The 260-nt window shown below is 49.6% G+C and carries 1 protein-coding gene; it reads left to right on the forward strand.

What is annotated here, in order from left to right; genetic code table 11:
- Window positions 1–17: 17 nt before the first annotated feature.
- A partial coding sequence (locus AAEY79_RS15485; RefSeq protein ID WP_352289428.1) for a hypothetical protein occupies window positions 18–260 on the forward strand: 243 nt, incomplete at its 3' end.

Below are 260 nucleotides of genomic sequence, written 5' to 3' on the forward strand. Positions count from 1 at the left end.
GTTTAGGCCTTAGTGCTATGACGGCGTTTGGTGGCTTCGGATTAAGTGCTTGTGGCTCTGACAATGACACCGTTGCAGAAACGCCAACAACGCCGACCACGCCAACAGCACCAACAAAAAGTTCTGCAGTATTAGGTTTTGAGTCTATTGCCGGTTCTAAAACCGATGCAGTTGCGGTAGCTGCTGGTTATTCAGCTTATGTGTTAGCACCTTGGGGAACACCCTTAAATTCGAAAGCTGCAGCGTGGAAAGCCGATGGC

Origin of the sequence: Psychrobacter sp. GW64-MNA-CIBAN-0177 (assembly GCF_040309585.1) — a bacterium.
GTDB classification, from domain to species: Bacteria; Pseudomonadota; Gammaproteobacteria; order Pseudomonadales; family Moraxellaceae; genus Psychrobacter; species Psychrobacter okhotskensis.